The organism is Rothia sp. 11273D007AR, assembly GCF_053547255.1.
On sequence record NZ_JBPPWJ010000001.1, the window covers coordinates 1 to 25,057 of the forward strand.

The window sequence follows — 25,057 nt, forward strand, 5'->3', positions numbered from 1 at the left end:
GGGTTGTATGGGCGGGTGTTTGCGGTGGTGCGGGGGTTGGTGTTTTTGGCTGCGGGTGGGACTTTTGAATAAGCCTCGAGGGTTGCTTAAAAGTTCTCATTGCAAACTAAGTAAAGCATCGCGCAGCAGTAAAGATCAGATAAAACGCTAGGGATACTCTCAAGATTGCGCCGGAGGATGTTGTTGCCCAACAAACCTGCAACAGACCTGAAGTGCCAGCAATTCGCAATACTCCTTCGCAGCTCTATAAGTCCACAGCGCCTGGGTAAAATCAGGCGGCTGACTCCTAATGGTGACCGCGACTCGGCCCTTGGGGTTAGGTGTGACGCTTATGCTTTTAAATCTCATGGGCTTGGGGGAGTATCTAAATGCGACGACTTTAGCGAATAAGAGCTGCATAAGCCTGGGGGTGGCTACCCTGATGAAGCGTCAGGCATAGTTTAGGCCTAGTGCCGAGGAGTAGGCAGAATGGCTGGGTGCTTAGTCGGTTGCGGTCGGTGATGGAGTGAGTCATTGCTCAGATCAAGACGTGGCGTGTTCTGCATGCTGGTTTTAGGTGGTCTCTTAGTATGAGTGGATTATTACTTGCTGAGGAGGGCTGGGAGTGAATTTATAGGTCATGATGTTTACGGTTAAAAAGTTTTTATTTTCTAATTAGGGAAAAATTTTATTAAAATAGAATATATCTATCCCTTGTGAGAAATCATTAATTTAAAATTTATTATTTCTGGTCGTTGTTTCCTGAAGGGAAGCCCTACTATCTCGTGATTCAACTGCTGTAAGGCTGCTGGTGGGCAACGATGTATGGGAGGATTTAAGCTGTATGAATTAATGTTCTTCATCTATATCAAGAGGATCTACCCGTGTGCATCAACTGCCATTCGATGGCTGCTAATGAGCTATCAGAGCTTGCCCAGCGTTTTGCCTCCTGCCTACCCAGTGAGGCTGAGCAGACCGCCACTATCTTTGAGGCCCCCGAACCGATTCTTGAGGGCGAAGTACCTCCGGCCTATCGGGCTGACCGCTACAACACCGCGGGTGAGCCTAGCGGGGAGGGCACCCGCCGCCGCGGGGAGAAGGGGGAGGACGGGCGCCGCCGCAACCTGGTCTTCCCGCCAGCCCCGGCACCCCTGCCCTATGCCATTGTCGATAACCACACCCATATGGACCTGCTGGACGGTGAGGTGGCCGTAACCGCCCGCGACGCTCTCGATACCGGCGAGGCCTTGGGTATCGGTGCAATTGTGCAGGTAGGCTGTGATGTGTCCAGCTCACTGTATGCCGTCCGCGCTGCCCATGCCGATCGGCGGGTGCTAGCCGCTGTAGCTCTGCACCCTAATGAGGCTCCCAAGCTGGCTGAGGCTGGCCAGCTGGAGGCGGCCCTGGCCGCTATCGACACCCTGGCAGCTGACCCGCGCGTCCGTGCCCTGGGAGAGACCGGTCTGGACTACTTCCGTACAGGTGAAGAGGGCAAGGGGGCTCAGGAGGAATCCTTCCGCGCCCACATCCGCATGGCCAAGAAACACGGTAAGGCCGTGCAGGTCCACGACCGGGACGCCCACGAGGACGTCGTGCGCATCCTGCTGAGCGAAGGCGCACCCGAGACCGTCATCTTCCACTGCTACTCCGGTGGGCCTGACTTGGCCGAAATCTGCAACGACCAGGGCTGGTACATGAGCTTTGCGGGCACCGTAACCTTCAAGAACTCGCACGGTATTCAAGAGTCGCTGAGGCTAGCCCGCCGGGACCTAATCCTGGCGGAGACCGACGCCCCCTTCTTGACCCCCCACCCCTTCCGGGGCCGCCCCAATGCCAGCTACATGACCAACTACACCGTGCGTTTCATGGCTGAACACCTGGGGGCTGACCTGGAAGAGCTCTGCCGGGATATTCGCGCTAACTCTCTGGCAGCCTACGGGAGCTGGGGAATTGAGGGCTTCTAGCCGCTAGCGCGATATAGGCGACCGCCCAGACCACCGGCAGGGCGTGTAGGAGAGCTAGGTGCTCGGGCCATTCGTTACCGCCCCAGGTGTGCCCGCCAAACCAGACCGCAAAGGGCATAGCAAAAATCAGTGTGCCGGCGGCCGCCAGGTAGAGGTAGCCGCTGTGTGCAGTGCGCCAGCCGTAGAGACCTGCGAAGGTGAGGAAGGTCACGAACCAGACCCAGTGGTGGGTCCAGGAGATGGGGGAGAGCAAGAGCCCCAGTGCAGCAACACAGGAGGCTGCCCCCAGGTAGGCGCCGGGGGCGTCCTGCCACGCGAACCTGCGCACGGCCAGGTAAGTCAGCGCTACCGACCCCAGGGTGGTGATGACAAAAAGGATGCCGGTGAGCCAGCTGGGGAAGAGCATGGCCCAGGTGCCCAGTAGGTTATAGTTCAGCGCCCCGGTAATGGAGCCCACGCGGGAGGATTCAAAGATTTTCTCGGTGAAGTACTCGCGGGCTACCTCAAAATCGACGGCAAAACTTAGCGCGATAGAGGCCAGACCGGTGCCCACGAAACGGGTCAGAGACTTCCAATCGCGGGTGGCGAGAAAGAGCAGGCCGAAGATAGCCGGGGTGAGTTTGATGCAGGCGGTCAGGGCAATGAGCACCCCGTGCCAGCGGGTGTTCTTGAGGTAGATGACGTCGGTGAGAATCAGCAGCACCAAAAAGAGGTTAATCTGCCCCAGCTCCATGTTGAAGCTGATAGGGAAGAACTTGAGCAGCAGGGGAGTGAGCCAGAGCCCGGCTGTCAGGGCAGGGCGCTTGCCTACCCCCATACCCCGGCAGGAGAGATAGACCAGGGTTACCAGCGCAGCAATATTGAGTAACAGAAATATTGGCCCAGCCGTATCTGCACTGGTGAGCAACACAAAAGGTGTGAAAACCAGGGCTGCAAAAGGCGGGTAGGTAAAGCCGTAGATTTCCTCGGGCGGCAGGGCCCAGTTGTAGAGCTGGCCGGTCTCTAGCCAGTGGGCCACCCCGCCGTAGTAGACTTGCAGGTCAAAGAATTCCCGGGCCACCATTTTTTCGTCCCAGAGGAAGGGGTAGGCGCTGATGACGGTGAGCGCTAGGGCGGTGACCAGGGCCGGTGTGCTGGTGAGCGCCCTGGTGAGGGCGGCAATGGGCGGACGCTGGTGCGCGGCAGGTGCGGTAGGCATAGGTTCCCCGGGGTTGGATGGCTGGGTACGAGCAGTAATTCTACCGGTGGCGCTCTGACTACGGGGAGACCTTCTGTGCTGAGGCAGACCCGGTAGACTAGGGAGCGTGACTGAACAGCAATCTCCTGCGCCCGATGCTTTGTTGGGCCCCCAAGAAATCCGTGACCTAGCTGCCACCCTGGGTATCCGCCCCACTAAGACTCTGGGGCAGAACTTTGTGATTGACCCTAATACCATTCGCCGTATTATCGCTGCTGCCGATATCAGCCCCGATGAGACGGTGGTTGAGGTTGGCCCGGGCCTGGGTTCACTGACCCTGGGTATCTTGGACGCTGCCCGCGAGATGGTTGCTGTTGAGATCGATCCACCTCTTGCTGAACAGCTTCCGGCGACGATTGCTAAGTTCCGCCCCGGCTCGGAAGACCGTATCGACGTGGTGCTCTCTGATGCCATGAAGGTCACTGAGCTGCCGCGTACCCCGTCCGCCCTGGTAGCTAACCTGCCCTATAACGTGGCGGTGCCGGTACTCCTGCATATGTTTGCTACCTTCCCCTCGATTGAGCATGCCCTGGTTATGGTGCAGGACGAGGTCGCCGACCGCCTCTCGGCCAAGCCCGGGTCTAAGATCTACGGGGTGCCTTCGGTCAAGGCTAACTGGTTCGCTGAGGTGTCTAAGGCCGGGGTGATCGGTACTAACGTTTTCTGGCCTGCTCCCAAGATTAAGTCGGGTCTGGTGGCTTTTAAGCGTCGCCCTGAGCTACTGTCTGACCTGCCTCGTGAAGAGGTTTTTGCTATTGTCGATGCTGCCTTTGCCCAGCGTCGCAAGACCCTGCGGGCTGCCCTGGCCGGTTGGGCCGGTTCAGCTGCCCGCGCCGGTGAGATTCTTGAGACCGCCGGCATTGACCCGCAGTTGCGTGGGGAGAAGCTTGATATCTTCGATTTAATCAAGATTGCCGAAGCCGCCCGGCAGGTACCTGCCGGTGCGGAGCAGGGCGGGAAGGGGGCGTCCTCATGACTCTAAGCGTTTCTGCTACTGCCCCGGGCAAGGTCAACCTCTACTTTGCGGTGGGGCCCCTGCGCGAGGACGGATACCACGAGGTCGCCTCGCTCTATGCCGCAACCGACGTGTTAGAGCGCGTCACGATTTCTTCGGCCCATGAGCCCGGTATCTCCCAGTCTATGAGTGTTGCCGAAGGATCTCCTGTTGCGGAGCAGGTTGCTGCCGGGGCTTTTGACCCGGCTGTCGTTCCGCTTGATGAATCTAACCTGGCCTATCGCGGGGCAGCAGCGGTGGTAGCTGCCCAGGGCTTGGATATTCAGGACGTCGCCGTTCAGCTTCACATCGATAAGGCTGTTCCGGTTGCCGGTGGGATGGGCGGAGGGTCTGCCGATGCTGCCGCCGCCATGAAGGCCATGAACGACTACCTGGTGCAGGCAGGCCTGGCCGCTAAGTCTCTTGCGCTTGAGCGCCTGCTGGAGTTGGCTGCTCCGCTGGGTGCCGACGTGCCCTTTGCCCTCTTAGGTGGCCTGGCTGTGGGCACCGGGGTGGGGGACAAACTCACGCCGATTGAGGTACCTGAAGGCGTTGAGCCACTGAAGTTTGGGTTTGTTCCTTCAGCGGCTGGGCTGTCGACCCCCGCCGTGTTTAAGGAGCTGGACGCCGGCCGCGCGGCTGGGCGCTACCCTGCTCCGGATGCCACCCTGCAAGTTCCGCAGGAGCTGCTAGACCTGTTGACCTCTGCTGAGCCGCTGCAGAGGCGCCTGCCGGCTATTGCCGGGCTGCTGCGCAACGATCTGGCTGCGCCTGCCGTTACACTGTTGCCTGAACTGGCAGAAACGCTGGAAAAGACCAATGCTCAGCCCGGTGCAGCGGTAAGCTTCGTATCTGGTTCGGGGCCGACTTCAGTAATTATCAAATAAATGAAAGGGATATTCTTATGAAGAAGAAAAAAATTATTATTGCTGTCTCAGACTTGTTTCTTCCTAATGGACTCGTTACCTCAACTCGAAACTTATACGATGCCCTTACGGAAAAGGGTTATGATGTGGAATATTTTTTAATGTACTCTGCTAGTGAAGAGTTTAAAGAAAAATATAAGATATTTCAAATTAATCCATGGATAAAACTGACTGATGATATGAAAGGGTTTAATACGTCAAAGAGATACTTGAAACCACTTCGAAGAGTAATTTCCAAATTTGGATCCCCATTTCTTTCACTGAGATTGAGGAGGAAATTTCATAAACTTCGTGATAATGATGTAGTGATTATCGGTGCATCTCTTGAAAGCTTCAATTACTTAGCGAAAAAAGTAAATTTAAAGCGTTTCAAAAAAATTGTACAGATGCATATGTCAAGATCTGGCCTTACCAGTCAGGATATCATCAATCTGAAACTTGCCCTAAAAAATTGTGACAATGCTACGGTTCTTTCTGAAACTGACCAAGAGCTATTTTCGCAGGAGTTTCCCAAGAAATTTTTCCATGTGCCAAATATAATTGATATTCCGGAGCAGTATAGGAAAGAATCCTTTGTGGATACTCGGAAGATTATCTATGCAGGAAGGTTTTCTGAGACAAAACAGGTCGATCATCTAATCCAGGCTTTTCTAGACTCTGAGCATGATGGCTGGCAGCTTGAACTCTATGGGGAGGGTGAGACCAAGCAGGATTTAATTAAGAAATACGAAGAATATAATGAGGTTTCTTTCTATCCTGCTGTGCAAAATATTGATAATATATTTTCAAGTGCATCTCTCAACGCTATTTCATCAAAAATTGAAGGCTTGCCAATGACAATAGTTGAAGCAGGTCAAATGGGCGTTCCTACAATTGCATATGATGTTTCTCCAGGAGTACATGAGAGTCTTCATGAAACAGGACTACTGGTTCCTCCTGGAGATATAAAAGAGTACAGTGAACTACTCACTCTCTATATGAAAAATCCAATGATGCGAAAAAGTTTGAGCCAGAAATCTTATAGTTATTCAGAAAAATATCGATCCAAGTATGTGGTAGAAACCTGGGAGAAAATTTTTGATCTCTTGTAATATAAAGTGCGAGCTGTTTATCTGACAGCTCGCACTTTTTATTCCCTTTCTAGGATTCTTTGGCCTCAGGTATAGAATCCCATATCAATTGAGGAGAATTATTTTTTTGCAAAAGGCGATATTTAATATTTCCTGATAGTGCGCCTAGTCTTCCCCCATAGTTAGCAAAGTCCTCAAAATTCCTATTTCTAATGTAGAGATATGGAATTGCTAAAGCTCTAATAACCGCTATTTTAAAAGAAACAGAGTTAATCAATTTACCGCGACTTTTACATCTTTTCCAAAGAAGGACATTCTCTCTAGCGTATCGGTAGACCTGTAGAAAAGTATTACCTTCATTTTCTCTGGCCCTATAGTACAAACAGGCTTTGTCGCAGAAGTAGAGATTGCGCCCTGAGTCTGTGATTCGCCACGATAAATCGATATCTTCTGATCCACCACGAAAACTTTCGTCGAAACCACCTACTTCAATAAAGGATGATCTTCTATAGGCTGCGGAACCTCCCTGTGCAAATGGAAATTCATTAAGGCCTAGCAGCATTTCCCGAGTTTTACGTGATTCGGGTGCTGTTTCAGGGGATTCACCCAAATGAGGGTAAAAGGGTAAAAGTGGAGTCGTAACTATACAGTCTTCATCCAGTACATATTGTGAAAGACTTGAAACCCAGTTAGGTGAAACCACATCATCAGCATCGCAAGCTAAAATATAGTTGGTTGATGCTTTAAAAACTGCAAGGTTTCGTGCGAATGACTGCCCTTTTTTGTGTGAGGCATCAATAAGAGATATGTTCAGCTTTTTCTGAAAATCATCTATAACCTTTTTAATGTGATCAGTTGATCCGTTATCTGCAACAATTACTTCAAATGGTGGAGCATTTAACTGCGCGGCTAGAGCCTCGAGCTGATAAGGTAAGAAATCTGCAGCGTTATATACGGGAATGATAACTGAGACGAGAGGTTGTGAGTGCATCTTAGTGATTCCTTTAGTGTGGTAAATCTTTAATACGTTTAGCTGGTACTCCTGCATATAGACCATGAGCTTCGGTATCTTTAGCAACGACAGCACCTGCCGCGATAATGCACCCTTCGGCTACAGTGACTCCAGGAAGAATCATGGCTCCAGCTCCAATCCAGCAACCATCTTTAATTGTAACTGGCTTTCTATCTGGCTCTCCACCTCTGCAACTTGCGTTGCCAATTTTATGAGTGCTGGTGATGATGCTGGAGCGAGGGCCAAATTGTACATGCGATCCGATTTCCACACGAGCGCTTGCATCAATGAAAACTTGCCTATTTAGATAGCTGTCTTTGGATATTTTTAGGTCATACCCAATAAACAGGCAGCCATCCCGTATATAAGCTTCTTCAATTTCTTTCCAGCCTAGTTTATTTAAAAGTTTCCATCGGTAAATAAGATTTATTGAAGATGAGAAAGCAAATCTTCTAACAAGGTCGTTTGCTGCGATTTTAATTCCAAGTCCCATGAAGGCTCCTACACTATTTCACTTAATTCAATCCAGTGCATTTCTAGTTCATCGATCTCATCCTGAATGCCTTGCTGCTCGGCAGAGAGAGCAGCCAGCCCCTCATAGTCTGAGTAGTCGTGGCTAGCCATCTTCTCATCCAGCTTGGCCTTCTGGTCTGCTAGTTTAGCGAGTTTGCGGTCAATCTGGTTGATTTCCTTCTGTGCTGCCCGGATTTCAGCTCCGCTAGCCTTAGCCGCCGAGCTGCTGCCGGCGTCCTGCTTACCGAGCGGCGAAGAATCGACCGCCTTGGTCGACGGTGCGGCAGAGGTAGAAGCTGAAAGCTGCAGGTATTCATCAACGCCACCCGGCAGATGCCTAAAGACACCATTAACGAGCGCATACTGCTGGTCAGTCACACGTTCCATCAGGTAGCGGTCATGCGAAACTACCAGCAGGGTACCGGGCCAGGTATCGAGAAGATCCTCCATCGCAGCCAGCATGTCGGTATCAAGGTCGTTGGAGGGCTCGTCCAAGATGAGAACATTGGGCTCATCCAAGAGAATGAGCAGGAGCTGAAGCCGGCGTTTCTGCCCGCCTGAGAGGTCTTTCACTGGGGTAGATAACTGTGCCGATGTAAAACCTAGGCGTTCCAGAAGCTGCCCCGGAGTCATCTCCTTACCGCCAGCTACATAGGAGGTGCGCTTGCGCCCAATGACATCTGATACCCGGTCATTCTCAACTTCCCGCAGCTCATCGAGCTGCTGGGTGAGCGTAGCGACCTTCACGGTCTTGCCGTGCTTAACCCGCCCGCGGGTGGGCTGTACCGAGCCCGTCACAAGGCCTAGCAGAGTTGATTTTCCAGCACCGTTCACACCCATAATGCCGGTGCGCTCACCAGGAGCGATGCGCCAGGTAACCTTTTTGAGCACGTCCTTCGTAGCCCCGGGTGCATTGGCATCGGGGTAGCTAACATCGACATCCTCGATATCCACTACGTCCTTACCCAGGCGGGATACAGCCATCTGCGATAGTTCCACCTTGTTACGCACCGGGGGCACATCGGCGATAAGAGCGTTAGCGGCGTCGATACGGAACTTGGGCTTGGAGGTACGCGCAGGGGCACCTCGGCGCAGCCAGGCAAGCTCCTTACGCATGAAGTTTTGGCGCTTTGCTTCGGTTGCAGCTGCCTGGCGATCGCGCTCAACACGCTGCAGAATGTAGGCAGCGTATCCGCCCTCGAAGGGCTCGACAATACCGTCGTGGACCTCCCAGGTATCTGTACAAATTTCGTCCAGGAACCAACGGTCGTGGGTGACGGTGAGCAGACCGCCCGCGTTCTTAGACCAGCGGGTTTTAAGGTGGTTAGCTAGCCAGGTGATAGCCTCCACATCGAGATGGTTGGTAGGTTCGTCAAGCATGAGGACGTCCCAGTCGCCTGCCAACAGAGCGGCAAGGGCAACACGGCGGCGCTGGCCACCCGAGAGAGAAGAGACGGACGCATTCCAGTCGAGGTCTGACACCAGCCCCGAAATGACGTCGCGAATCTTAGAATCCGAAGCCCACTCGTATTCGGGGGTATCACCAACGATAGCCTGACCCACGGTTAGGGAATCGTCGAGAACATCTGCCTGATCGAGGAAGCCAATCCGGGTTCCAGATCGTACCGTGACCTTACCTGAATCGGGGGTGAGCCGCCCACCGAGGAGGGAGAGAAGCGTGGACTTACCGTCACCGTTACGACCTACGATGCCGATACGGTCGCCCTCGTTGAGGCCAACCGTGATGCCCTCAAAGATGGTGCGTGTGGGAAATTCAATGTGTAGGTCTTCGCCGCCAAGTAGATGTGCCACCCCTCTAGGCTACTAGGTAAACGTTAGGCCTTCCAATTACAAACTGTGTTTTACTGTCTCGAGCGATTTTCTATGGTGTCAAACATTGCAAGTTCTGCACAGAGTAAAATAGAAGACATGACACAATTCAATGTAGGAGCTCTCCTTAAAAAAAGAAGAAGAGTAGAGGAAGAAGAGCTCAGGTACCTCCCGATGTCCAAGAAGGTTCTCTTTGTCTGCACAGGTAACATTGCCCGAAGCGCCACGGCACAGTACATTGCTGAGCAACTTTCAGGCTCCGATTCAGAGTGGACTTTTGATAGCGCGGGGACTGGGGCTGTCGTAGGCTCAGGGGTAGCTCCTTTTATTGACTCGGAGCTGGAATCGCGAGGTGTAAACTTTCACAGCCATCAGGCTAAACAGATTACTGCTCAGTTATTGGAAGAATCTGCACTAGTCTTAGTGATGGAGAAAGAACACCTTAACTGGATTGTGCGTGAGTGGCCCCAACACCGCTCAAAAATTCATCTCTTAAAACATATGGCGCGAGTTCAGGAACAGGCTGGGCGTCGCGTTGATCCAGTAGCCTTCATGTATGCCCTCGATGAGCCTCCAGCAAAAGAAGACAGAATCGCTGACCCCTACCGCAAGGGCCCAGAAGCCGCACGGGTTGCAGTGGAAGAAGTGGAGCTTGCTTTAACGAAAATTATTCCCTGGTTAGGGGCATAGGTAGCTGGCTAGAGAATTTTTACTGAGACTCACACTCCGCGCGTTTCATTCTGGGCATGAGACTTGGTAGTATCTAGATTCGTCCGTGCTACTTCACTGAAGTAGGTGGGACGGTAATCCGCCATGGTGTAATTGGCAACACAGCGGCCTTTGGAGCCGTTATTCAAGGTTCGAGTCCTTGTGGCGGAGCTCAACGCCCCATACATCTCGCAAACTACCGGGGTCTTACTCGCTCAAGGAGTACCAACTAGTGACTGCTACTGCTTCAGTTCCGTCCGCTGTTATTGTTCTAGCCGCCGGAGCTGGAACCCGTATGAAGTCGTCTACCCCCAAGGTCATGCACCCCATCGGCGGGCGCTCCATGGTGGAACACGCAGTAGCTGTGGCTCGTGAACTTAACCCCAAGAACCTGGCTGTTGTTGTGCGCCACCAGCGCGACAAAGTTGCAGCACACGTCACAGCGTTCGATTCCGATGTCACGATTGTAGACCAGGACGAAGTTCCCGGTACCGGTCGCGCCGTTGAGGTTGGACTGTTGGGCCTGGATGCAGAAGCCGGAGAAGTTGAAGGTACTGTTTTGGTGACCTACGGTGACGTTCCCCTGCTGAAGACCGAGACTCTGCGCAAACTCATTGCCTTCCATGAAGAAGGCAAGAACGCTGTTACTGTCCTGACAACCCACATTGACGAGCCCGGTTCTTACGGCCGTATTGTCCGTAACGAGGCCGGCGAAGTAACTGCCATTGTCGAAGCCAAGGACGCTACCCCTGAGCAGCTCGCTATCACCGAAATCAACTCCGGTATTTATGCATTTGACGCAAAGGTCCTGCGTGACTCGCTGACCCGCGTCACCACCGACAATGCCCAGGGCGAAAAGTACATCACCGACGTTCTCTCCATCGCCCGCGAGGACGGCTACCGCACCAGCGCACTCGATATTGAAGACCGCTGGGAAGTTGAAGGCGCAAATGACCGCGTGCAGCTGGCCCAGCTGGGCCGCAAGCTCAACGACCGTGTGGCCCATGCTCACATGGTTGCTGGTGTCACCATTGTTGACCCCGAATCTACCTGGATTGACGTTACCGTCACCATTGAGAACGACGTTACTATCCTGCCGGGCACCCATCTGCGCGGCGCCACCCACATCGCGACCGGCTCCGTCATCGGTCCCGATACTACTCTGACCAATGTCAAGGTAGGGGAGAGCGTCACTATCTCCCGCACCGAGGGCTCCGATTCAGAAATTGCGGACGGTGCTACCGTCGGCCCCTTCGCCTATCTGCGCCCCGGCACCAAGCTCGGCACCAAGGGCAAGATTGGCACCTTTGTTGAAACCAAGAATGCCGAAATCGGTGCCGGTTCAAAGCTGCCCCACCTCTCCTATGCAGGTGATGTAACCATTGGCGAGAATTCCAATATCGGCGCAGCATCAATCTTTGTGAACTACGACGGCGTGAACAAGCACCGTTCCACCGTAGGTAACAATGTCCGAATGGGGTCCGACAACATGTATGTCGCACCCGTACATATCGGAGATGGCGCGTATTCTGGAGCTGGAACCGTCATCCGCAAGGACGTCCCTGCAGGCGCCCTAGCAATTAACGAAGCCCCTCAGCGCAACATCGAACGCTGGGTCATTGAAAAGCGAGCCGGTACTGAAGCCGCAGAAGCAGCCCAGGCTGCACTGGATGCGGAATCAGCCAGCTCAGTTAAGGAAAGCGAATAGCAGTAATGACTGAGATTACGAATCCAGGCGAAAAGAAGATGGCGCTGGTCTCAGGCCGTGCCCACCCCGAACTCGCTGAACAGATTGCAGCGGAACTGGGGAATGAAGTTCTTCCTTCATCCGCCTACACCTTCGCCAACGGTGAGACCTACGTACGTTTCAACGAATCGGTGCGAGGGAAGGACGCATTCGTTATCCAGTCACACCCGGCACCGATTAACGATGCCATCATGGAACAGCTGATTATGGTTGACTCGCTCAAGCGTGCATCAGCTCGTTCCATCACCGTGGTGTCACCTTTCTACCCCTACGCCCGTCAGGACAAGAAGCACAAAGGCCGTGAGCCTATCTCCGCTCGTCTGATTGCTGATCTCTACAAGACTGCTGGCGCCCACCGCCTGATGAGCGTTGACCTGCACACCGCCCAGATTCAGGGCTTCTTCGATGGCCCGGTTGACCACCTGATGGCTATCCCCCTGCTGGCAGAATACGTTGCAAGCAAGGTCGATACCTCAAACGTCACCGTTGTATCGCCCGATACTGGCCGTGTTCGTGTTGCAGAGCAGTGGGCTGAGCTGCTCGATGGTGCGCCCCTAGCCTTCGTCCACAAGACCCGCGATGTCAACGTCCCCAACCAGGCTGTATCTAAGACCGTGGTGGGCGATATCGAGGGCCGCACCTGCGTGCTGATTGACGACATGATTGATACCGGTGGTACTATCGCCGGTGCTGTGCGCGTGCTCAAGGAAAACGGCGCTAAAGACGTTATCATCGCAGCCACCCACGCTGTCTTCTCTGACCCCGCTGCGGAGCGTCTGGCTAATTGCGGTGCTAGCGAAGTTGTTGTAACCAACACTCTGCCGCTCAAGCCCGAGCAGATGTTCGACAATCTGACGGTGCTGTCCATTGCGCCGCTACTGGCTCGTGCCATCAAGGAAGTTTTCGATGAGGGGTCTGTGACTAGCCTGTTTGACGGACGAGCTAACTAACATCATCAATATCACTGGAATATAGCTTCGCGCCTGGTGGCGCGAAGCTATCTTTCGCTGTAGCGTAGTTTTGTACGGACTCAGCTTTGGGTCGCTTGCACTTAATAGTAGGGAAATAAACGCCATCATGATAACCAGAATGAAGTACCTTTTTCCAGGTAAGAACTTCTATCTACTCATACTAAATGTAATCCTGTTGTTTCTGGTATCGCTCCTAGATTTGTTAGGAGTAGCTGTAATCTTGCCAGTGATTCAGGTAGCTATGGGAAATGATTATACGTCAGGCTATCTCGGGCAAATACATCGCATTCTTGGAAGTCCAGAACGTGAAGATTTTATTTTATTGATGAGTGGTGTTCTAGTAGGCTCATTTGTTTTTAAAGGTATTTTCTCTCTAATAATTAAATGGTGGAGTTCTGGCTTTATTGCTCGCCAACAAACAGCTAGCGCAGTAGCAGTTCTAGGCGCATACCTACGCGAGCCTTATACTGAACATCGGAAGCGAGCCACTGCGGAGATTCTGCAGATTACCGGTAGCGCTAATGCACAGGTCTACGGTGGTTACGTTGGGGGCATACTGTCAATAATCGGGGAGGGCCTCTCCATCATATTACTCATGGGCTTGCTGGCGGCAGTTATGCCTCTCGAAACTCTAATTGCATTTCTTTATTTCGGTTTTGCTACCTATCTGATACAAAGGTTTTTGAAGAAAAGGAATGTCTCTGCGGGTTATATTGTATGGACCAAGGAGCTGGAATCTTCAGGCGCTACATTGACAGCTATCAACGGTTTTCGAGAAAATATTATCCACGGTATTACTGAACGTAGCCTCTTTAACTATCAGCAAGCTAGAATCGATGCCGTCGAAGCTGGCCGCCGCAAAGGTTTTTATTTCGAACTCCCTAAATATCTTTTAGAAATTGTATTCATTGGTGGTATCGCCATAATTATGGGCATTATGGTTGTGACTGGTGGAATGCAGCAAGTTGCTTACATGGCTGTTTTTGCTGCGGCTTGTATTCGTATCCTTCCAAACTTTGTACGTGTAATTGCAACGCTTGGTGGCGTTCGTAACGCTTTCCCATATCTCGAGAAGTATGAAACAGCTATCCAAGAAATAAATGCTGGTCCTTTTACTTTTTTGGAAAAGGAACCTGAAATTGGGGAGTTTGCACAAATTAAAAGTAACATCAGGCAATTTAATATTTCTGTTGAGAATCTCAGTTTTCGTTACCCCGATGGTGACCATGACGTTCTGAAGTCTCTTAACTTTAGTGTACCGAGTGGAACCTCAGTCGCATTTGTGGGTGGTTCAGGTTCAGGCAAGACTACATTAATTGACCTTATTCTTGGCCTATTAAAACCAAGCCAGGGCAGGGTTCTAGTTAATGGGGAGGACATTAACGACGACATCAAGGCGTGGAATGAAAATATTGGTTATGTTCCCCAGGATGTATTTATCTCAGGCAAAACAATTCGTGAGGAGATTGCCTACGGCTTAACACCTGAGGAAATTAATGAGGACCGTGTATGGGAATGTGTACGACTAGCTGAGTTGGAGGACGTTGTTAAGAGCCTCGAACTGGGGTTGGATACCAAAATCGGCGAGAATGGTACTCGCCTCTCGGGGGGGCAGCGACAGAGGATTGGTCTGGCCAGGGCTTTTTATCGTAATCCTAGTGTTCTAATATTAGATGAAGCTACTTCTGCGCTTGATAACGAGACAGAACATAAGATAACCAAAGCAATTAACAGGCTGACAGAAGGACGCACAGTTTTTATTGTCGCCCATCGCCTCTCTACTGTGCGAGAAGTAAATCAGCTACTTTTTATGTCGGAAGGGAAAATCGTGTCTCAAGGTACTTTTGCCGAAGTTAGAGATCAGAACCCTGAATTTGCTAGACTGGTTGAACTTGGTCAACTACCTGACTAAAGAAAAAATTATTATCATCGCTTAGTAAAGGAAATAAAATGCAAGAAATAGTTAATGATTCTGTTCAAAATAGTTTTAAATCTGAGATAGATAGGACTTTGGGAGAAGTCTTAAAATCAAACGATAAAGTGGTTTTGCTTGATCAGCCAGTTCATAGAAACTTAGGTGATACATTTATCTGGCAAGGAGAAATCGACACTCTCAAGAGACTTAATAAAAATATAATATATAAGTCTGTCAGTCATCGTACAAACTGGGATTTTATCGATTCTCTTGACCCTGAAATTCCACTACTTCTTCATGGCGGAGGAAATATGGGCGATATATGGATTCACTATGAAGAATTTCGACGATATGTCGTAGAACGGTATCCAAAGCGTAGAATTGTGATTCTTCCGCAAACTTTACAGTATAACGATAAATCAAATTTACGTGAAACTGCGAAAGTATTTTCTTCCGCCCAGAATCTGACAATTATTAGTAGAACGCATAAAGGAATAGCTGAGTATAGCGATTCATTCTCAGAGAATAATTTTATTTTTGCACCAGATATGGCTTTAGGTATTGATATTCATAAACATCATGCCGATCTTTCATTTCCAAAAAAGCCGTTAATCATTCAACGCGATGATAAAGAAAGCAAGGATAAAAGAGTCTTTGTGGGTGATAACGCCCCTTCAGACTGGATTTTTTCAGAAAGAAATGCCAAAGAATGGAATTATGTTTCATTATTGAATCGTCTGGTGGTTAGTAAAAAGCTGCCGTTATCTGCTATTGTTGCGACCCAAAATATTCAAAGTGAATTGATGCGATACCTTAAATGAGGGCTGCGTTCAAGATGTTTGCTTCAGCTTCAGTCGTAGTTTCTAATAGACTTCATGCACATATATTTGCTTCAATATTAGGAATACCTAATTTCGTGTCCGATAATAATTATGGGAAAATATCTACGATTTATAATGAATACACACATAAATTCCCAAATGCGGTTTTAACTGAATCTATTGAAGAATCATTTAAAAAGGCTCATATTAAATGATTAAGTACGTTTTAGCTTTAGAGGGGTCTGAAAGGCTTAAAGGGTTTAAGAAACAGGGCTTTTCAAAAGACTTTAAAGTATGGAATGCGTTCAACGGTTATACAGAGCCCACGCCAGATTATGTTGATTTAGATGAATTTTCACGTGTATTAGGACGCCCTCCGTATCTTGGTGAAATTGGATGTGTGGTTAGTCATTACCTTCTCTGTAAAAATTTTATAGAGAATCATCCGAATGAGAATCTAATGCTGGTTGCTGAAGATGACGTAAGATTTGACGATAAAGCACAAAAAGTTATTAAGCGAGTCCAAAAGCTTACTAATTGGAATAAAGTAGGAATAGTAGTTCTGGCTACTCCTGGATTGTCTGCAGGTGAGCGTAGGTTTCTCTCACCTGATCAAAATCTTGCTGTTCTTTCTCTTTTCTCAAAACCTATCGGTAGATCAGGTTTTTATCCAATTCTTTTGGGTAGCTTTGATGGAATGGCCTTGGGGACGGGGCTGTATATTATAAGCCAAGATGCTGCCAGAAAATATGTAAAATATGTTGAATCTAGGCATAAAATTTCATGGCCAGCTGATTATTATATAATATGGGCAAAAGAGGCAGGGATTCACATGAATCTGGTCCGGCCAGGAATCTGTTCCTGGGAGGGCCCATCAACTATTGGTGGAGAGGAGCATACTTGGGAAAAAGAATACCTTAAATATGGCTTAGAAGGGCAAAGCAGATTTAGGATAATACGACAAAATTTATTTATTCGCCAACGTTTTATTCGGTTGGGTAGATCCATTAAATGTGTGTTGAGATGGAGAGGTAATGTGAGATGAGAGCAGGTGGTTCAGATAATATTTCTGTTATTATACCTTTTTATGGTGATCCTGATGAAACAATTCACTTAATTGAACAATTAAGTTCACCGTTTAATAATTTTCAGATTATTGTTTCTGATGATTTCTCCCCCATCTCTTTTCCTGAAATTGATGGTGTTAAAGTCATCCGGCGAACAGTCAATGGAGGGTTTGGTGCTAATGTTAACACAGGTGTGGCGGCGGCAACCGGTGACTGGATTCTAATTCTTAACAGTGACCTCACACTTTCCCCTAACTTCCTTGCTGACATGCTTTCAGCCGCTGAAGAAGAAACCCGCCGTGCCAAGCAAGGCGTAATAATTAGCCCGCATATCACAGGCCATAATGGAGAATCACAATGGGTCGGTAGAACTTTCCCCAAAACGCGCCACCATGCCTGGGAATGGTTCACCCCGGCAGCTCGCCTGCGCCATACAAAATTTTGGCATGTGATGGTTGGTCACGATTTAGCATGCACCACCAGAAAACGAGCAGAACCTGATTGGCTGATGGGCGCCTGCATGATGCTTCGCCGCGAAGATTTTAACGCTGTCGGAGGAATGGACGAACGCTTCTTCATGAACAGCGAAGAAGTTGACCTGCAACGCAGGCTTGCAGCCAACGGCATCAAACGAGTCTTCCGAGGCGATATAGTAATAGAACACATAGGTGGTGGTTCTTCTGGAGCTTCTGCCCAGCGACGTCAATGGGTGCTCGATTCCCGTTTTATCTACAACACAAAATGGAATGAGGGTAAGCATTTAGCTACTGCGCTGAAAGCTGTAACTGTCGCTAACTTCATCTTCAACTCCATCAGAGCGCTTCGTAACCGTGCTGTTAAACCTCTTGCGACCTTCCGCGAAGAACTTAGCTATATCAAGAAAGCAGAAAGCAAACGATAAATGGCAGAGAAACTCCTCATCATCAGCCCTGCCTTTCACGGCTACTGCTACTCCATTGCAGATGGCTTCACCCAGCTAGGCTACGACGTAACGGTACATCGCTATGACGCCTTCGACACGGTCAAAGATAAGCTACGCAATAAAGCTTTTTACGAACTACCCTCAAAAGTTGGCTTCGACGGGCAAAAGACTGCCGAAAAAGCGGCTACAGCAAAAGCCCTTCATGTCCTTCGCGAGGTGGACCCGGACAAAATCATTGTTATTAAAGCAGATACCCTAGGCGATAACTTCTGGCAGGCTGTTACTGACCGTAAAGTCCCCTATATTCTATGGCTGTACGATGATTTAAAGCGCCATCGTTACACCAAAAACTTCTTGCATGAATTACCTCTTGTAGTTAGTTATGCTCGTACAGAAGCTGAGGAGCTCGCATCAGAGGGCATCAACGCTCACTTCGTCGCAAACGGTTATGATCCATCTCTTGCCGATTTCCCACAAAAACGAAACAATGAGATCGTTTTCGTAGGATCACGTTATAAAAACCGTGAAGAAATGATAGTCAAACTGTCAAATTCTGGGGTTCCGGTACGGGCCTATGGCCGTGAATGGTCTCATCACATTTTCGACCGTTTGCGTACCTGGGAACTAAAACGTCCAGGCATTCCCTCCGAACGAGACATCACTTTGGCAGAGGCCTACGAGGTTCAAGCATCTGCTGCTGCTGCACTAAACATTCACGGTTTACAGGCTGGTTTAGCTATGCGAACCTTTGAAGTACCTGGTATGAATGGCTTACAGCTGATTGACAGACCTGATGTTGAGGAGTTCTACGACATTGGCTCTGAAGTACTCGTTTACCAAAGCACTGAAGAGCTTATTGAACTATGCCAACGTATAATCGGGGACCCCACATGGAGCGATTCAATCCGAGCAGCAGGCCTTAAACGAAGCCAGGCTGAACATACCTTCTTCCACCGCGCGCAGAAAATGGATACCTTATGGGTCTAATTTATCCTGAAGACCTCGATGCCTGGAGCAAATGGCAGGCTAATGCTCATCCTCTTCGTAGAGCTAAAGTCACAATTAAGGAAGTTCCAGCTCGAATACGTAATTATAAGAAGCCCTCTAACTCATCTACCCCTGTATCGGGTTATCTACATACAGTAGGTGAAGACCCACAGATTCTTATTGCGCTGGACTCCACATCTCCTACATCTTTAGGCGCCTTGGTGCAGCCCGCTCATTATCTTTCAGCTAATTCGTATGCAGTATGGGCTCCCGAGGACGTTACAGCTCGCCTTCCGAAGGGAGAGTGGAAAGCTACCCCTCTCATAGAGGGGGAACTCGATAAAAAAATTACCTCTGTATCTCAGGTTGTAGCGCTGGGCCATTATATGGCCTGGGGCGGAGCCGCAGCTCGGTATGCTCAGCGTTCAGGAGCTCGTTTTATCACCGTACAGCATGGCTTGCACACCCCTTATGCACCGCCACTGGCCCCTGAAACTCACCTTCTTGCTTTCAGCCAAGCGGATGCTGATTTCTGGATATCTGGGCGCAACGACGTTACGTACGATGTAGTTGGGTCGCAACTTTTTTGGGAAGCAGCTCAGAAATCTCGGGTAGATAATTCCGAAATAGAGGGATTACCTATATTCCTGGGGCAGATGCATGGAGCTGAACTTTCTCGACTGTCGTACGCTCAGGCCGGGTACAAGTTCTGTAAGGATACAGGGGCTCGTTACCGACCTCACCCTAACGAAAAGGACAAACTGTCTGTACTTACCCATGCTCTATGGGACAAAATGGGTATAGAGATTGACCGAGGTTGCGAGCCCCTCAATACGCTGACCAATCCTGTAGTATCAATTTTTTCTACAGGAGTACTTGAAGCGGCAATTAGGGGAATCCCTGCTTGGGTTTATCATCCCAACCCGCCTGCGTGGGTTAGAGAGTTTTGGGATAGGTATGGCCTTAGCCAGTGGGGAGAAGCCCCCACTCCAGCACCGGCTGTGCCTTCAACGCCTCCAGCAAAGGCAATCGCACAATACCTAGAGGAGAAACTTAAATAGATGCGCGTTCTATGCGTGATACCCGTTCGCGGCGGGTCTAAGGGAATTCCGCGCAAGAATCTCAAACCTATTGCGGGTAAACCCCTCGTTGCCTGGACCATCGAGCAGGCCCTTGCCGCAAAGGCTGAGCTGGAAGGCGAGCACCTGGTTGACGTGCTGGTCTCAACCGATGACGCTGAATTGGCTGATATCGCCCGCCAGTACGGGGCAGAGGTTCCTTTCATGCGCCCGGCTCACCTGGCAGAAGACACCACTGCCACCGAGCCGGTGATTGAGCACGCTATCGAGTTCTACACGGCGGAGGGCAAGCGTCCGGACGCCGTCATGCTCCTGCAGGCGACCTCGCCCGTCCGCCTGCCCGGCACCCTGGCACGCGCTATCCGCCAGTTTGCTGGCTCTTCCTCAGATTCCATGGTGGGCGTTATTCCCATCGGCCCCTTTATCTGGGCCGCCACCGAGCCACCGACTGCCCAGTATGAGGTCATGGCCCGCCCCCGCCGTCAGGAACTCACCCGAGAGACCTTCCGCTACCGAGAAAACGGCTCCATGTACATCACCAAGACCGAGCTCTACGAAACCCTGCACAACCGACTGGGTGGCGAGATTGAGCTCTTCATGTTTGATGAGGTTGAGGGCGTAGACATTGACGCTCCCATCGACTTTTCCGTCGCAGAGCACCAACTGCTCACCACACTCGCATCAGAAGAAAACGAAGGCTAAAACTATGATTATCGAACGCAATATCACCCCCTACATTGTTTTCTCTGAGGACCCGGTACTCACCGCCCTGCAGAAGATTTCTGCTAACGGGCAGCGCATTATCTTCCTGGTCAACGAGTCAGGTGTGCTTAAGGGCTCCCTGTCAGACGGCGACTTCCGCCGCTGGCTGATTGCCAACCCCGCTGCCTCCCTTGAAACCAGTGCCCTTGAGGTGGCTAACCAGGGTGTCAAGACAGCCCCCATCGGTTCGGAACCGGCAGAGCTGCAGGGCGAATTCGCCAAGGGTATCAGCCTTCTTCCCCTGGTGGACGAGCGCGGCCACCTGGTTGCTATCGCCATGGACGAGCAGAACGTGCTGCGCATTGGCCGCACCGAAATCACCGAGGATTCACCCTCCTTCATCATTGCCGAAATTGGTAACAACCACCAGGGCGACGTTGACCTGGCTAAGCGCCTGGTTGACCTAGCCGTTGATACCGGAGCTGATGCTGTTAAGTTCCAGCTGCGTGACATGGATGCCCTCTACCGGCAGAAGGGCTCTAAGTCAGCAGGCGAAGACCTGGGGGTTCAGTACACCCTCGACCTGCTCTCCCGCTTCTCCTTTACCGTGGATCAGATGTATGAGGTCTTTGACCACGTCAAGCAGCACGATATGGATATCATGTGCACCCCCTGGGACGGTCCGTCGGTGCAGGCTCTGGTCGACTACGGTATTCAGGGGCTCAAGGTTGCCTCAGCTGACCTGACCAACCACGACCTTCTACGTGATATGGCCTCCCGTGGCCTGCCCATGCTGGTCTCCACCGGTATGAGCCGTGAAGAAGAAATCCGGGAGTCGGTTAACCTGCTCCGTTCCCTCGGCGCTTCCTACGCCCTGCTACAGTGCCAGTCCACTTACCCGGCGCCCTTCAAGGACGTCAACCTGGCCTACATGGATCGTCTAGCTGACATCGGCCAGTGCCTGGTGGGCTACTCGGGCCACGAACGCGGCTACCACGTGCCTATTGCGGCTGTTGCCCGCGGTGCCAAGATTATTGAAAAGCACTTCACTGTCGATAAAACCCTTGAAGGTAACGACCACACCGTCTCCTTGCTGCCCGAGGAATTCAAGGCTATGGTTCAGCAGATCCGCGAGGTAGAGGAGTCGATTGGTACCTCTGCTCCCCGCGAGGTCTCCACCGGCGAGCTCATGAACCGCGTGAACCTGGCTAAGTCTCTGGTTGCTACCCGTACCATCGCTAAGGGGGAGGTCGTGACCGAGGCGGACGTCGAGGTCAAGTCACCCGGCCGTGGCCTGCAGCCTAACTACCTGCCCCAGCTGCTGGGGCGTACCATGCAGCGTGAGGTTGAGGCAGGATCCTTCTTCTTCGAGGGCGACCTGAAGGACGACCTGGTGACCCGCCGCGACTTCACGTTTGATCGCCCCTGGGGCCTGCCCGTCCGCTACCACGACTACAAGCCCCTCATTGAGGACGCCGAACCCGACTTTCTGGAGTTCCACTTCTCCTACAAGGACCTAGAAGTCAACATCGACGAGGTCTTTGACCGCAAGCTCGACATGTCCTTTACCACCCACCTGCCCGACCTCTTCGCCGGTGACTTCCTGGTAGACCTGGCCTCTCGTGACCAGGAAATCTGGGAACGCTCGATTGGAGAGGTCCAGCGCACCATCGACATCACCCGCGACCTAACTCGCTACTTCACCGTAGACGATGATCCGGTCATGGTTGTTACCATGGGTGGCTTCACCAAGGACGGCCACATCGCCCCCTCCGCCCGTGCCGACAAGTACGAGCGTATCGGCGAGGCCCTGGCCAAGCTCGACACCTCGGGTGTGCGCATCGCGGCCCAGACCCTGCCTCCCTACCCCTGGCTCATGGGTGGTCAGCAGTACCACAACCTCTTCCTTGACCCTAAGGACACCGCTGACTTCTCCGACACCTATAACACCGCTCTCTGCCTGGACATCTCCCACACCATGCTGGCGGCCAACTTCCTCAAGATTCCTCTCTCCGAGGCCGTTGAGCTCCTGGCTCCCCGCTCCATCCACCTACACCTGGTGGACGGCATCGGCGTGGACGGCGAAGGCGTTCAGGTCGGCGAAGGCGACGTGGACTGGGCAGCCCTCGGCAAGCAGCTGCGTGAGCTAACTCCTAACTCATCCTTCATCCCCGAAATCTGGCAGGGCCACGTGAACAACGGCGAAGGCTTCTTCACCGCACTCGATAGGCTCGAAAAGTGGCTGTAAATTCAACTCATCCCACTGTTCTTCTGTGTATGCCGGTGCCAGACTTTGCAGGTGTGGCCCGGCACCTGGTAGATATCGCCCGTAACGGTATCCCCGGGCATAACCTGGTCTTTTTCTGTCCAGAAGGTGAGCTGTCTGAGCACCTAGTAAACATGGGTGTCGACGTGCGAACCGGTGAGTTTGGACCTGACTTTGGTTTTAAGAAGTCATTCTTGGCTCTAGACCGTATTATTGGGGAGATCCAGCCTGCGATAGTTCATACTCACCTCGCGTATGCAGATGTCGTTGCTGTTGCTGTAGTAACCGCACGTAAAGCGCGGCACCTCGTGCAAGATAAGGTTTGTGCACCGAAGCTTATTAGCACGGAGCACGGAATCGCTGTTGATGATCTTGTCTACCACGAAACTGTGCGTCAGCAGAAATTAATGGAACTAGTGCATCGTGTACGTCTATGGTTTACCGATGGCAAGATTGCTGTTTCTCGTTTTAATGCTGTACAAATGGGTAAGAAGTGGGGCGCCAAGGATGTAACTGTAATTCCTAACGGTGTCGACTTAGACATTGTTGCTCAGAAGGTCGAAGAAAAGCGAGTATTCGGGGAGCCCGGTAGGCTACGGGTTGTGTCTATGGCTCGTCTGGCGCCGGAAAAGAAAATTGATGTGCTCATCGATGCTTTTGCCCTAGTGCTCAAAGAGCACCCGGATGCTCGCCTTGAAATCGCGGGTAAGGGCGAAAAGGAAGCTGAGCTAAAGAGACAGGTAGCAGATCTTGGTATCGAAGAGAACGTTTGGTTCTCTGGTTTTAACGACCCCTTTGAAGTGATGGGTCGCAATGATGTGCTGGTCCAGCTGTCGATTGCTGAGAACAATTCTTACACCCTGCTTGAGGCTAAAGCTGCCGGGCTACGTGTTTTAGCGACAGCTATGGGCGGTAATCCTGAGCAACTCGAAGCTGAAGAAATGGTACCGGCCCTTACCTCAAGTAACCGAGCAGAGATTGTTGAAGCTGCTGCTATCAAGATTCTGTCTGACATGGACCGCCCCGATAATTCGGATGCCTTTACCTGGGACAGTACAGCAGATATGACGCGTAACATTGCTACCGCTTATCGGGAGGTACTGAAACGATGAGCGCTTTTTCCCAGCATGAGAGTTGGCAGGCGAATAAGACATTGATGGCTGAGGAGCGGGTTAAAGCCTTTCAAAATCGGGCCAAAGAAGAACTGAAATCAGTTGCCGAGGGCACCGGGAAGATTGTCATTATTGACTTTATTCTGGGCATCCTCATGGTGTTTGTTACCATCCCTGTATTTGGCATGCCTTTTGCTGCCTTGGTTATTTTACTGGCAGTTGTTTACAAGTCAACTAAAAAAGCAAAATATGAGTTGGTTCAGTCCAATGTTTATATCGGTGTCTTTATTCTGGGGGCGCTCTTTATCATGACCTCTTCGGTCATGGGGAACGACATCGACTTCATAAATGCCCTGCAACGCATTGTTCGGATGATGTCGGTAGTCTTTCTCGCTCTTTTTATTGCTGAGCGGCGAATCGACCTTAAATCCTTGATTCTTGGCCTGAGCTCTATGATGCTGGTGAACGCCGTGCTCTTCTTTGCTGGGGTTGCCCCTGCTAATTATGGTCAATATCTTACTGGCTGGCTCAGCGATAAGAATGTTGCTGGGCTCTATCACGCAATCGTACCAATCATTATGTTCGCTCTTTATACAAAGACCTGGCAACGATTGCTAATTATTGGTATTGGTTTTCCGCTTCTCTTTGCAACCGGTTCGCGCACCAGCTTGGGTGCCTTTGGTATTGCTTTGCTCTGGTACTTTTTTGCTCAAAAATTAAACCTGTTTTTTAAGCTGTTTTTGGCTGGTTTTGTGGGCTGGTTCTTTGAATGGCTTCAGAATAACTTTGCTGACTCTGCTGTATTCGGTGATCGTACAGGTACAGACTGGTTCCGCGAACAGATTGATAAGGCTTCATGGGCTAAGGTGCAGGAGACTCCCTGGTACGGTCAGGGGTTAGGTCAGGCTTATGCTTCCGTTCCAGGGCACAATAACCAGTATTTCCATAATTCTTTCTGGACCCTTTTTGTTGAGGGAGGATGGCCTTGGACTATTCTGGTATTAGCTATTACGCTGGCTGCCGCCTTGTTCTGGAAGCAACCTCGTCCTCAACGCTCAGTCGTTGGAGAGGCGGCAATTATCGTTATCGCTATTTGTAGCTGGAGACTCGGTGAGGTTTTTTTGACGGCTCCTTGGGGCCTGGCTATGGGGGTTGCGCTGAGTCTACTGGCAGTACCTATCAACTCGGCTCAACAATTTAGATATGTACAGTCTAGAAGGTAGCTAGAGGTGTAT

General features: G+C 51.0%; 22 protein-coding genes and 1 tRNA gene. 19 read left to right on the top strand and 4 right to left on the bottom strand.

Annotated elements, in window-relative coordinates; all coding sequences use genetic code 11:
* Positions 1-884 precede the first annotated feature (884 nt).
* A complete protein-coding gene (locus ACED88_RS00005) occupies positions 885-1,943 on the top strand; it encodes a TatD family hydrolase (protein ID WP_449108494.1) in 1,059 nt (352 codons plus the stop codon).
* On the opposite strand, the gene ACED88_RS00010 is transcribed toward ACED88_RS00005, so the two are convergent.
* On the bottom strand, positions 1,897-3,141 hold the full coding sequence (locus tag ACED88_RS00010) for a glycosyltransferase 87 family protein (RefSeq protein WP_449108359.1): 1,245 nt from the start codon (positions 3,139-3,141) through the stop codon (positions 1,897-1,899). The genes ACED88_RS00005 and ACED88_RS00010 overlap by 47 nt on opposite strands.
* Positions 3,142-3,247: 106 nt before the next feature.
* Between ACED88_RS00010 and rsmA the strand changes: the two genes are divergently transcribed.
* From rsmA to ACED88_RS00025, 3 genes are read left to right on the top strand one after another with little or no spacing between them, the layout of a single operon-like run.
* The gene (gene rsmA, locus ACED88_RS00015; RefSeq protein WP_449108360.1) at positions 3,248-4,156 is read left to right on the top strand and encodes a 16S rRNA (adenine(1518)-N(6)/adenine(1519)-N(6))-dimethyltransferase RsmA; all 909 of its coding nucleotides are present in this window, start codon (positions 3,248-3,250) and stop codon (positions 4,154-4,156) included.
* Complete coding sequence (locus tag ACED88_RS00020; protein ID WP_449108361.1) at positions 4,153-5,061, top strand: GHMP family kinase ATP-binding protein; 909 nt, start codon at positions 4,153-4,155, stop codon at positions 5,059-5,061. Before rsmA ends, ACED88_RS00020 begins: the two co-directional genes overlap by 4 nt.
* Positions 5,062-5,078: 17 nt before the next feature.
* Positions 5,079-6,191 carry a glycosyltransferase gene (locus ACED88_RS00025; protein WP_237187126.1) on the top strand — a complete coding sequence of 371 codons (1,113 nt, stop codon included), beginning with the start codon at positions 5,079-5,081 and terminating at the stop codon, positions 6,189-6,191.
* Between the two features lie 49 nt (positions 6,192-6,240).
* Here the strand turns inward: ACED88_RS00025 and ACED88_RS00030 are convergent, their stop codons facing one another.
* Genes ACED88_RS00030 through ACED88_RS00040 form a run of 3 tightly spaced genes read right to left on the bottom strand, consistent with a single transcriptional unit; the run spans position 6,241 to position 9,507 of the window.
* Positions 6,241-7,161, bottom strand: coding sequence for a glycosyltransferase (locus ACED88_RS00030; RefSeq protein WP_237187125.1), 921 nt, complete (start codon positions 7,159-7,161; stop codon positions 6,241-6,243).
* A 13-nt stretch (positions 7,162-7,174) separates the two neighbouring features.
* Positions 7,175-7,675 (bottom strand): acyltransferase, encoded by a 501-nt coding sequence (locus ACED88_RS00035; RefSeq protein WP_237187124.1) that lies wholly within the window; start codon positions 7,673-7,675, stop codon positions 7,175-7,177.
* 8 nt (positions 7,676-7,683) lie between these two features.
* Positions 7,684-9,507: an ABC-F family ATP-binding cassette domain-containing protein gene (locus ACED88_RS00040; RefSeq protein WP_449108362.1), complete on the bottom strand. Its 1,824-nt coding sequence runs from the start codon at positions 9,505-9,507 to the stop codon at positions 7,684-7,686.
* 117 nt (positions 9,508-9,624) lie between these two features.
* On the opposite strand from ACED88_RS00040, the gene ACED88_RS00045 reads away from it, so the two are divergent.
* From ACED88_RS00045 to ACED88_RS00115, 15 genes are all read left to right on the top strand, one after another.
* On the top strand, positions 9,625-10,215 hold the full coding sequence (locus ACED88_RS00045) for an arsenate reductase/protein-tyrosine-phosphatase family protein (protein ID WP_449108363.1): 591 nt from the start codon (positions 9,625-9,627) through the stop codon (positions 10,213-10,215).
* 117 nt (positions 10,216-10,332) lie between these two features.
* A tRNA-Gln gene (locus ACED88_RS00050) sits at positions 10,333-10,404 on the top strand.
* Between the two features lie 61 nt (positions 10,405-10,465).
* Entirely contained in the window at positions 10,466-11,941 is a 1,476-nt protein-coding gene (gene glmU / locus ACED88_RS00055; RefSeq protein WP_449108364.1) for a bifunctional UDP-N-acetylglucosamine diphosphorylase/glucosamine-1-phosphate N-acetyltransferase GlmU, read from the top strand.
* 5 nt (positions 11,942-11,946) lie between these two features.
* On the top strand, positions 11,947-12,930 hold the full coding sequence (locus ACED88_RS00060; protein WP_449108365.1) for a ribose-phosphate diphosphokinase: 984 nt from the start codon (positions 11,947-11,949) through the stop codon (positions 12,928-12,930).
* Positions 12,931-13,069: 139 nt separating this feature from the next.
* Positions 13,070-14,863: an ABC transporter ATP-binding protein gene (locus tag ACED88_RS00065; RefSeq protein WP_449108366.1), complete on the top strand. Its 1,794-nt coding sequence runs from the start codon at positions 13,070-13,072 to the stop codon at positions 14,861-14,863.
* Positions 14,864-14,901: 38 nt separating this feature from the next.
* Entirely contained in the window at positions 14,902-15,687 is a 786-nt protein-coding gene (locus ACED88_RS00070) for a polysaccharide pyruvyl transferase family protein (RefSeq protein ID WP_449108367.1), read from the top strand.
* Between the two features lie 14 nt (positions 15,688-15,701).
* Positions 15,702-15,902 carry a polysaccharide pyruvyl transferase family protein gene (locus ACED88_RS00075; RefSeq protein WP_449108368.1) on the top strand — a complete coding sequence of 67 codons (201 nt, stop codon included), beginning with the start codon at positions 15,702-15,704 and terminating at the stop codon, positions 15,900-15,902.
* Positions 15,899-16,732, top strand: a complete 834-nt coding sequence (locus ACED88_RS00080) for a glycosyltransferase family 25 protein (RefSeq protein ID WP_449108369.1) — start codon at positions 15,899-15,901, stop codon at positions 16,730-16,732. Before ACED88_RS00075 ends, ACED88_RS00080 begins: the two co-directional genes overlap by 4 nt.
* Complete coding sequence (locus tag ACED88_RS00085) at positions 16,729-17,655, top strand: glycosyltransferase family 2 protein (RefSeq protein ID WP_449108370.1); 927 nt, start codon at positions 16,729-16,731, stop codon at positions 17,653-17,655. The genes ACED88_RS00080 and ACED88_RS00085 overlap by 4 nt, the downstream gene beginning before the upstream one ends.
* A complete protein-coding gene (locus tag ACED88_RS00090; protein WP_449108270.1) occupies positions 17,656-18,663 on the top strand; it encodes a CgeB family protein in 1,008 nt (335 codons plus the stop codon).
* Positions 18,654-19,724: an RNA-binding protein gene (locus ACED88_RS00095; protein WP_449108271.1), complete on the top strand. Its 1,071-nt coding sequence runs from the start codon at positions 18,654-18,656 to the stop codon at positions 19,722-19,724. Before ACED88_RS00090 ends, ACED88_RS00095 begins: the two co-directional genes overlap by 10 nt.
* Positions 19,725-20,444 (top strand): acylneuraminate cytidylyltransferase family protein, encoded by a 720-nt coding sequence (locus tag ACED88_RS00100; RefSeq protein ID WP_449108371.1) that lies wholly within the window; start codon positions 19,725-19,727, stop codon positions 20,442-20,444. It begins immediately after the preceding gene.
* A 4-nt stretch (positions 20,445-20,448) separates the two neighbouring features.
* The gene (locus ACED88_RS00105) at positions 20,449-22,692 is read left to right on the top strand and encodes an N-acetylneuraminate synthase family protein (protein ID WP_449108372.1); all 2,244 of its coding nucleotides are present in this window, start codon (positions 20,449-20,451) and stop codon (positions 22,690-22,692) included.
* Positions 22,683-23,822 (top strand): glycosyltransferase, encoded by a 1,140-nt coding sequence (locus ACED88_RS00110; RefSeq protein WP_449108373.1) that lies wholly within the window; start codon positions 22,683-22,685, stop codon positions 23,820-23,822. The genes ACED88_RS00105 and ACED88_RS00110 overlap by 10 nt, the downstream gene beginning before the upstream one ends.
* Positions 23,819-25,045: an O-antigen ligase family protein gene (locus ACED88_RS00115; RefSeq protein ID WP_449108374.1), complete on the top strand. Its 1,227-nt coding sequence runs from the start codon at positions 23,819-23,821 to the stop codon at positions 25,043-25,045. Before ACED88_RS00110 ends, ACED88_RS00115 begins: the two co-directional genes overlap by 4 nt.
* The last annotated feature ends 12 nt before the right edge of the window (positions 25,046-25,057 follow it).